7 protein-coding genes and 1 pseudogene are annotated in these 6,250 nt (G+C 61.7%); 7 read left to right on the top strand and 1 reads right to left on the bottom strand.

Annotation, left to right across the window (positions count from 1 at the left end; translation table 11 throughout):
• The 6 genes and pseudogenes from AC0L27_RS38790 to AC0L27_RS38765 form a co-directional block, all read left to right on the top strand.
• A pseudogene (locus AC0L27_RS38790) lies at window positions 1-144 on the top strand (LabA-like NYN domain-containing protein); the annotation flags it as partial.
• A gap of 515 nt (window positions 145-659) precedes the next feature.
• Window positions 660-1,454 (top strand): ABC transporter ATP-binding protein, encoded by a 795-nt coding sequence (locus AC0L27_RS38785; RefSeq protein ID WP_473323156.1) that lies wholly within the window; start codon window positions 660-662, stop codon window positions 1,452-1,454.
• The gene (locus tag AC0L27_RS38780) at window positions 1,451-2,191 is read left to right on the top strand and encodes an ABC transporter ATP-binding protein (protein ID WP_473323154.1); all 741 of its coding nucleotides are present in this window, start codon (window positions 1,451-1,453) and stop codon (window positions 2,189-2,191) included. The genes AC0L27_RS38785 and AC0L27_RS38780 overlap by 4 nt, the downstream gene beginning before the upstream one ends.
• Window positions 2,188-3,042: a branched-chain amino acid ABC transporter permease gene (locus AC0L27_RS38775; protein WP_473323152.1), complete on the top strand. Its 855-nt coding sequence runs from the start codon at window positions 2,188-2,190 to the stop codon at window positions 3,040-3,042. The genes AC0L27_RS38780 and AC0L27_RS38775 overlap by 4 nt, the downstream gene beginning before the upstream one ends.
• The gene (locus AC0L27_RS38770; protein WP_473323148.1) at window positions 3,039-4,016 is read left to right on the top strand and encodes a branched-chain amino acid ABC transporter permease; all 978 of its coding nucleotides are present in this window, start codon (window positions 3,039-3,041) and stop codon (window positions 4,014-4,016) included. The genes AC0L27_RS38775 and AC0L27_RS38770 overlap by 4 nt, the downstream gene beginning before the upstream one ends.
• 23 nt (window positions 4,017-4,039) lie before the next feature.
• Window positions 4,040-5,182: an ABC transporter substrate-binding protein gene (locus tag AC0L27_RS38765; protein ID WP_473323146.1), complete on the top strand. Its 1,143-nt coding sequence runs from the start codon at window positions 4,040-4,042 to the stop codon at window positions 5,180-5,182.
• A gap of 479 nt (window positions 5,183-5,661) precedes the next feature.
• Here the strand turns inward: AC0L27_RS38765 and AC0L27_RS38760 are convergent, their stop codons facing one another.
• Entirely contained in the window at window positions 5,662-5,877 is a 216-nt protein-coding gene (locus AC0L27_RS38760) for a hypothetical protein (RefSeq protein WP_473323144.1), read from the bottom strand.
• 7 nt (window positions 5,878-5,884) lie between these two features.
• Between AC0L27_RS38760 and AC0L27_RS38755 the strand changes: the two genes are divergently transcribed.
• Window positions 5,885-6,208: an SDR family oxidoreductase gene (locus tag AC0L27_RS38755; RefSeq protein ID WP_473323142.1), complete on the top strand. Its 324-nt coding sequence runs from the start codon at window positions 5,885-5,887 to the stop codon at window positions 6,206-6,208.
• Window positions 6,209-6,250 lie beyond the last annotated feature (42 nt).

Genomic DNA, 6,250 nt, shown 5'->3' with positions numbered 1-6,250 from the left:
GCCGACGTCTTCACCGACCTCGTCGAGCTGCAGTCCAAGCTCGGCCGCGACCCGTCCGAACGCCCCGCCCCGCGTGATCGTGAACCGCGTAACCACATGCCGAAGTTCTTGCAAGAGCCGAAAGGAAATGACCCTCTCGAGTGAGACAGCCTTCCTCAATGGCCTACTTGCGGCTAAACCAGGACCCATAGCTGGATTGTTATTGGGGCATCACAATCGACGTCCCGTCTCGATGCAATCGCGTCGTTTCGGCGAAGATCGTAGAACTCTTCGCGTGACCTGGCGCGCATCATGGCTTCGTTAGTCTTGCAAGCGCGATGTACATGTGGTGCCGCAGCTTCTTTATTCTCGGCCTCGCGACGCGCGCGCTCGCGTCCTTTTGCCGTACCGTCCCTCGAACCTTTGACCGAGCGACCGTTTTGCAGGAGCTTGCCGACGAACCAAGTTTTTTTCGTGCAGGTTGCGGGCCTCGCAGTAGCTAGACCCCAGGGTGTCGAAGGCAACCAGTCAGCACAAGTTTTCGCTGTCTGTCAGCGATACGATCCCTATGCGAGGCGGCTTCTCCTGCGATTTGATCCCCATCGATTGCTCCGTTAGCTGCCCGCCAATAAGACCGGTCGCCACCGCTGCGATCAGAACAACGAGGGATGGACAGCCGGGTGGCAAATTCCGGGGAAACCCGCACGAGTGCCGGCGAGGTGCTGCACGTCGAAGGTTTAACCGTCCAGTACGGCGCGCTGGTCGCGCTGCGCGACATGAGCTGGTCGGTTCATAGCAACGAGATCCTCGGCATCATTGGCCCTAACGGCGCCGGCAAGAGCACCTGCTTTGCAGCCGTTACCAACGCCGTGACGTATCGAGGCCGTGCCTTCCTCGATAGCAGCGACGTCTCCGCGCTCCAAACATTCGATCTCGCCAGCCGCGGCCTGCGCCGAACCTTCCAGCAGAACTCGTTCTTCGGCGAGTTAACGGTCCTGCAGAATGCCGTTTCGGCGATCTTCCGCGACTTCTCGACCAATTTGATGACTTCGCTTTTCGCACCGTGGCGCGAGGCCTCGACCCGCCGTTCCGCCGAGACCGCCGCCGCACAACTACTCGACTTCTTCGGCATCCCACGGCAGTACCATGGCCAGCTTCCGGGCGACATTCCCTACGGCGTGCAGCGGCTGCTGTCGGTGGCGCTTGCCTATGGCACCGGAGCAAAAGTGCTGCTGCTGGACGAACCGGCCGCCGGCCTTAGCGGTGGCGACATGAAGAAGCTCGCCGACGTCCTGATCGGGTTGCGCAAGCGCGGGCTGGCCCTTGTGGTGATCGAGCATCACATGGACCTGATCATGTCAATCGCCGACCGCATAGTCATGATCGACCAGGGCGCGATGCTGGCGACGGGAACGCCGACCGAGATCCAACGCGATGCCCGGGTTCGCGAAGCTTATCTGGGGCGCGACGAATGACCGGCGTGCTGAGCAGCGACAATCTCTGCGTCCGCTACGCCGGCAATGTTGCGGTGTCAGGCGTTAGTATCGACGTTCCCGCCGGCCGGATGGTCGGCCTCGTGGGCGCCAACGGTGCCGGCAAAACCACGCTGGTCAACGCGCTGGCCGGCTGGTCACGCGGCCACGCCGTTGTAACAGGTCAGGTCCAGCTTGAGGGCCGCAACATTGAGAGGCTCGCGGCCCACGAGCGGGTGGGACGCGGCCTCACGTTGGTACCGGAAGGCAAGAACATTTTCGCCGAACTGACGGTGGACGAGAACCTCGAGCTGGTGCGTCCCCCGGCCGACGCGACCGGCAGGCACCTCTTCACCACCCCGGAGGTCTTCGACTTTTTTCCACGCCTAGCCGAGCGCCGCTCGCACAAGGGCGCGGCACTGTCCGGCGGCGAGCGGCAGATGCTTGCTGTGGGACGCGCACTGCTCGCTGGACCGCGCGTTCTGATGCTGGACGAGCCCTCCGCGGGGCTCGCGCCTCGACTGATCACCGACCTGCTCTCCCGCATCCGCCTGCTGGTCGATCGCGGGCTGCCGGTCCTGCTGGTCGAACAGAATGTGAAAGCCGCGCTCAAAGTGGTCGATTATCTCTATCTGCTGGAACGCGGCCGGGTCGTCGGCGAAGGTGCGGCCGCGGTAATGGCGGCCGATCACCGCATCATCGAGGCCTACCTCGGCACGATCGCGGATGCACCTCCATGAACGTTGCGCAGCAGATCATCAACGGCATCGTGCTCGGTTCCGGCTATGCATGCATCGCCCTCGGCTGGACCATTTTGCTAGGCGTGGCGCGCCTCGTGAATTTCGCCCATGGCCAGCTCTATATGCTCGGGGCGTTCGTCACCTGGTACGCCATCACCAAGCTAGGTCTGCCCTATCCACTCGCCGTCCTCGTGGCGATCATCGTACTTGGAGCAACTGGCCTTTTGATGCAAAGCGCGATGATGCGCTTGGTGATGACACAGAACCTGACCAGCCTGATGATCGTCACGCTGGGGCTCGGTTATGTCCTCCAGGGCGTAAGTGCCCTGATCTTCGGCGGCAACCCGCAGATCCTTCCCGGAACATTGGCGCGGGCGAAGGTGGATCTTGGCCCGCTGTGGTTCACCTGGCAGGATGTGCTGGTTCTTGTCGTCACGATTCTGCTCTATGGCGCCGTTTGGGTATTCACGCGGCGCACCCGGTTCGGCGCGGTCATTCGCGCCGTCGCCGAGGATCCCAAGCTCGCGGAGCTGTTCGGGATCAACGCCAAGACAGTCTACCTCCTCGTCTTCATGTTCGAATGTTCTGCGGTCGCCCTGGGCGCGGCACTGGTTGCGCCCCGTTCACCGATCTTGACCAGCATGGGCTTTAACGAGGTCATCATGACCTTCGTCGTGGTCGTGTTAGGCGGTATCGGTTCGATTGGCGGCGCGCTCGCGGCTGGCCTCGGGCTCGGCCTGTTCACGGCTTTCTTCGGCGCATTCGTCGCGCCGGCCTACACGACGGCGGCTGCCTTTGCGCTGCTGCTGGCTTTGCTGGTGATCCGTCCCGCGGGGCTTGCGACCAGATGACCGCGATCGAATCCTCTCGGCCGGCCTCAATCCCGTTCCTGCGCCTGCTCGCGATCGCGGCTTCCGTCGTGATCGGCTTCTTCCTGCCGCGCCTGCTCGGCGGCACCTCGGTTGCTTATTCAACGCTGACCACGATCGCGATTTTCGCGGTGATGTGCTACGGCGCCGATATCATTTTGTCCTACCTCGGCGAGGTCAGCCTCGGGCACACCGTGTTCTGGGCCATCGGCGGCTATGCAGCCGCGAACCTCTCCGTCACCTACGGCGTCAACGGATGGATCACGGCTGCGACGACAATCGCGCTATGCCTCGCTGCGGCGGCCTTCCTTGGCGCGGTGACCTTGCGCACCCGCGAATTCGTTTTCTCGCTCGTGACCTACGCGGCAGCCGTCGTCGCATACGAGATCGCATTCAACTGGGACGCGGTGGGCGGTTCGGATGGCATCGTCGGCATTCCGCCCCTGAAATTACCTTTGATCTTCACGAATTTCTCCGGCGCGATGCAAGAGGATCTCTGGCCGATCGCCTTCGCCCTGCTTGTGTTGACTTTGGCCTTCATCGCACGCTTTCGTCGCTCCCGCCTCGGCATCACTGCGCTGATGGTGCAGATGAACCCGGCACTCGCTGCGAGCCTTGGCGTCGATCCACGCCGGATCAGGCTCGCAGTATTCGTGATATCCGCACCGATCACGGGGCTCGCCGGCTGGCTGTACGCGTATCAGCGCGCCTATGTCGGCCCGGACATGTTCGAGTCCTATTTTCTGGTCCTTATGCTCACCGCCATCGTGCTGGTCGGACGCCGCATCCTACTGGGGCCCCTGATCGGCACCGCACTCCTGATCGCCCAGCAGAACCTGTTCTCGCTCGGCGGTGACTGGAACAAGATCGTGCTGGGATCCGTGCTCGCACTGGTCCTGATCTTCTGGCCCACCGGTCTCGTGGGCCTCTATCGCCGTATTACCAAGAAGTCCTAAAGACACATTTGGGGAGGAATAGCATGCACAAGACGAAACTGGCTCTCGCGCTGCTGGCGAGTCTCGCGTCCATGCCAGCGATGGCGCAGGACATCAAGGTCGGCACCATCTTTCCGCTGAGCGGCGGCGCCGGCCCAGACGGACAGACCGTGACTAATGCGGTCAAGTTGATGGTGCAGCAGATCAACGACAAGGGTGGACTGCTCGGCCGCAAGCTCACGATGATCTCCAAGGACGACGAAAGCACACCCGCAGTCGGCGTCAGCCGCGCCAACGAGATGATTGCGGAGAAGGCCGACGTTGTCATTGAAGGTTGGAACTCACCAGTAACGCTCGCGATGCAACCGATCCTCGCTCGCGGCAACGTTCTCGACATCACGGCGGTCTCGAAATCGGAGCTGATCCTCAGCGGCGAAACCAATCCGTACGCGATCCGCATCAACAGCTCGAACGGCTTTGACGCTGCCGTGATCGCTAAGTATGTCGTCGAGACCATGAAAGCGAAGAAGGTGGCTTTCCTGACTCAGAACGACGTCTACGGCAACGGCTTCCAATCCGCCGTCGAAGCCGAGTTTAAGAAGCTGAATTTCTCCGGCCAGGTCGTGATGACCGAGAAATTCGCATTCAAGGATACCGATTTCCGCGTCCAACTCACCAATCTAAAGGGCGCCAATCCGGACGCGATTATCGTCACGAACTCCTCAAATTCTTCAGGCTTGCCGGCGATGGTCGAGCAGTACCGCCAGGCCGACGTCAAGTCGACCTTCGTCGGCGCGGTCGGCATCATGTTGACTACGGTGTTCAAGGTGGCCGGCGATGCCAATAACGGCGTGATCTCAGCGGACATTTTCTTCCCCGACCTGCCGCCGTTCACGACCATTCCGGAGAGTAAAGCGTTCGTGGCTGCCTACACGAAGGCCTATGGAGCCGCTCCCGATAAGAGCGCCGCGCTGGGCGCCGCCGCCGTGCAGGTGTGGGCGCAGGCGGTGGAGTCTACAAAGTCGCTCGACCGCAAGACCGTCGCGGAGGCCATCCGCGGCAAGCCAGTCAAGGGGACGGTGTTCGGCGACGTCCAGTTCCTGCCGAACGGGCAGATGCAGCCGCACTATGTTATGTTCAAGGTAGTCGATGGCAAGAACGCCAAGCTCGAGGCGCTGCAGCAATAGCTTCGTACGCGCATTGGACACTTCTAAGCCCGCCATCCCGTGGCGGGCGCCTCGACCAACCGGAGCGTGATACGGTGCACTCACCGTCTCGTTGGCAGTAGTAACTTGCTCTCTGCATGGTCGAAGTCGAGAATTCTGTGTCGGATCGATTTGCCCATCTGGCTTCGGCCGGTGCTTTTGTGCGGTCGCCGTTCAATCGCGCAACTTTTCGATCCTCTCGCACGCGGCACTGGCGAGGTTCTAACGAGCCCGACTCATTGTTCAAAGCTCTAAACAGGCAGATGCCTACGTAAGCTTTCGTCTGAGGGGGCAGATGAAATTGCGCTGCCCTTCCCGGGCCATACCAAGCGAGGCGGCTCTTGCCTTATTGGTGATCCATGGAACCGCGATCTCAGCTGGAGACAGTCGAAGCGCGCGCGAGCGGCGCTGTGGTGTCCCAGAGACAAGGTCAGCCTGGCTTGGGCAAAGTAGAATTTTGGTCAGGGCGGGTTGCCGTTGCGGACCAGTCGAGGCGTCGTTACCAGCGTTTCCTGGGCGACCGTGTTGATTGGAGCTGCAGCGGGATTCTCGCCCGCGACAAGGAATTCGAGATCGAGACTTTCGTGAAGGTTCTCGACGTCAATCTCACCGGCACCTTCCGGACCTGTATGGCTTTTCGCGCGCTGCTTGCGGAGTCTCGGATCGATCGTCAACATCGCCTCGATGAACGCGGTTTTGGCGCTGCCGCGTATCCCCGCCTATTGCGCTAGTAAGGGTGGCGTCGTGATGTTGACCAAGGCACTGGCCTTGAAGTGGGCCGAAGAGGGCATTCGCATCAACGCGGTTGCGCCCGGCTATATCGAGACCGCGATCAACGCCGCCGGCCGGACTGATCTCGCGCATGACCAGCGCATCGCCGACGCACCGCGTTCAAGCGGTGGGGACGGCCGGAAGATATTGCCGGCGCCGTCGTTCCTCTGCATGCCGGCGTCGCAATATGCGACCGGTACCGTCGTTGCTGTGAATGGCGGGTTTCTCGCAGGTTGACGTCGCGCGGGCACGGGCGGCTGGACATCGACGGATACGTCA

The sequence above is a fragment of the Bradyrhizobium sp. Ken51 genome (genome assembly GCF_055807435.1).
The sequence above is the reverse complement of the archived record's forward strand: the minus strand, read 5'-3'. Positions and strand labels throughout refer to the sequence as shown.